The organism is Roseitalea sp., from assembly GCF_984466335.1.
This window is the reverse complement of record NZ_CFIFWG010000253.1, coordinates 1-2,342: the sequence shown is the minus strand read 5'-3', so window position 1 is coordinate 2,342 and position 2,342 is coordinate 1. Positions and strand designations below refer to the sequence as shown.

Annotated in this window: 2 protein-coding genes; one reads left to right on the top strand and one right to left on the bottom strand. The window is 69.7% G+C overall.

What is annotated here, in order from left to right; genetic code table 11:
- Window positions 1-1,008 (bottom strand): polysaccharide deacetylase family protein (locus tag AC5E6L_RS15225; RefSeq protein WP_491774433.1); only part of this gene is annotated, 1,008 nt, incomplete at its 3' end.
- Between the two features lie 113 nt (window positions 1,009-1,121).
- On the opposite strand from AC5E6L_RS15225, the gene AC5E6L_RS15220 reads away from it, so the two are divergent.
- Window positions 1,122-2,282, top strand: a complete 1,161-nt coding sequence (locus AC5E6L_RS15220) for a GNAT family N-acetyltransferase (protein ID WP_491774431.1) — start codon at window positions 1,122-1,124, stop codon at window positions 2,280-2,282.
- Window positions 2,283-2,342 lie beyond the last annotated feature (60 nt).

The window sequence follows — 2,342 nt, the reverse complement described above, 5'->3', positions numbered from 1 at the left end:
GGTCACGCCGCTGAGCATCGTGTCGACATAGTGGGCGCGCTGATACTCGCCGTTCAGCGAGATGCGCGGCAGGGCCAGAAGATGACCGGCATGGCCCGGCTGCAACAGGCCGTGGCGGGTCGTCGCCGCCGTCGTCAGACCCGCCTCGCGGGCAAGCTCCACCTCGCGCGCGCCGGCCGCGGCGGGACCGCCATAGGGATAGGCGAAGTGGCGCGGCCTCTCGCCGAGCTTGGCCGCCAGTTCCTCGATCGAGCCCGCGATCTCGTCCAGCGCGCGATGCCGGTCCAGACGCTTGAGATTGACGTGATGGACCGTATGGGCGCCGATGGTGCACAGCGGGTCGGCGCCGAGCGCGCGCAGCGCGTCCCAGTCCATGATCGCATCGCGGCAATGGCCGACCGGGTCGACGCCGTGGTCGGCGGCGAAGCGCGCCACAAACCGGCGCTGGGTGTCCTCGTCCACGGCGGTCGACAGATGGTCCAGCAGCCGGCGATAGGCCGCCCGCTTCCGGGCGGGCGTGGCGCAGTCGAGCATGATCGGCGCATCGCCGGCCGCCAGGGTGACGCGGTCGTTGCGGTCGATGGCGCGGGCCAGCACCTCCCACCACACAAAGGCGCGGCCGTCGACCAGGCCGGGGCAGATGAAGATGGCATAGGGCACATCGTGCGCCCGGAACACCGGCGCGCCCCGTTCGGCATTGTCGCGATATCCATCATCGAGCGTGACGGCGGCAAAGCGCTCGTCGCCATGGCCGGCCGCCAGGCGGTCGGCGACTTCGTCGAGCGAGACGAAACGCCAGCCATCGCGCCGAAGCGAGCCGAGCAGGCGGTCGAGAAAATCGGGCGCGCAGGACAGGAAGGCGTTGAGGCCCGACGAGTTCTGCGGCGGGCCGATCCGGTGCAGCATGAAGACGGCGCCAACGCCGCCGAACAGCCGCGCGGAAAGCGCCGACAGGCCCGTCACGCGGGCGCCGACCATCAAGCACTTGCGCAGCAGCGTCCTGTTCATCGCTTACCCTGGCTAGGGCCTGTGGGGGTTCAGGCCGGCCGCCCACCGATGGCCGCCCCTTCAACGGAAAAGAAACCCGCCTCCTTTAAGGCTAGGGCGAAAGGGCTGAACGAATGGTTGATGCGACATCGGACGAAACGGGCGGCGGGCCGGCGGCGGCGGCCGAAGCGGGCGGCGCCGTTTCGGCGCGGGTGATCGAGGGCGAGGCGGCCATCGGGGCCGCCATCGCGGCGATCGCGCCCGACATGGTCTTCACCGGCTATCAGCATCCGGCGGCGCTGGCGGCCTGGACCGGCAGGCCCGGCCGCAGGCCGATGTTCATCGAATGCGCCCTCGCCGGTCATGGCCCGGTTCTGCTGCCGCTGGAACTGGGCGCCCATGGCATCGCCGCCTATTGCGGCGGCCGGCACGCCAACGGCAACTTTCCCGTCGGCCGGCGCGAGGACATGGCGGCGCTGGCCGATGCCGGGCAAGCGGCGATCAGGGGCGCCATCGCGGCGGCGCGGCCTCCGGCGACCGCGATCTTCCTTGAGCGGCAGCATGCCTGCTGGGAAGGCGTGCGCAACCCGTTCGTGTTCGATGCGAGCGTGCCGAGCCCCAACATCGCCCTGTCGTTCCGGATCGAGGGCGATTTCGAGACGGTGCTCAAGACCCATGGCGGCAAGAGCAAGCGCAAGAAGATCCGCAGCTATCGGCGCAAGCTGGACGCGGCCGGCCAGGTGGCCTTCCACCACCCGGTGCCGCCGGACCGGGTCTTGCGCCATCTGGACCGTTTCCTTGCGCTGAAGGCCGAGCGCTTCCGCGCGGCCGGCATCGGCAACGTGTTCGGCGACGCGGACACGCAAAACGTCTTTCGCGCGCTGTTCGGCGCCGGCGGACCGGTCCACCGGCTCCACGCGCTGACATTGGACGAGCGGATCATCGCGGTGATCGGCTGCATCCACCATCGCGGCCGCCTGACGGTCGAGTTCGGCTCGTTCGACCCCGATCATGCGCAAGCGCGGCCGGGCGAGCAGCTTTTTTACAGCACGATCGAACATGCCTGCCGGACGGGCGTTAAGACCTTCGATTTCGGCATTGGCGACGAGCCCTACAAGCGCGCCTGGTGCGATGTCGAAACCATGCACCACGACACGAATATCGGGCTGACGCCGGTCGGCAAGGTCCGGGCGATGGCGCGGAACGGCCGCAGCCGCGCGGTGCGCGCCATCAAGTCGGACGACCGCGTCTGGTCCATGGTCAAGCGGGCGCGCAGGGCGTTCGCCAGCCGCTGAGGCGGCCTAGAGCGTTTCCGCGTTTCGTGGAAACGCAGCTCCGCTCTACCCTTTTGCTTT

Excerpts from the sequence above, each read along its gene's own strand:
- AC5E6L_RS15220 (WP_491774431.1), top strand. The coding sequence starts at position 1,122 with ATGGTTGATGCGACATCGGACGAAACGGGCGGCGGGCCGGCGGCGGCG.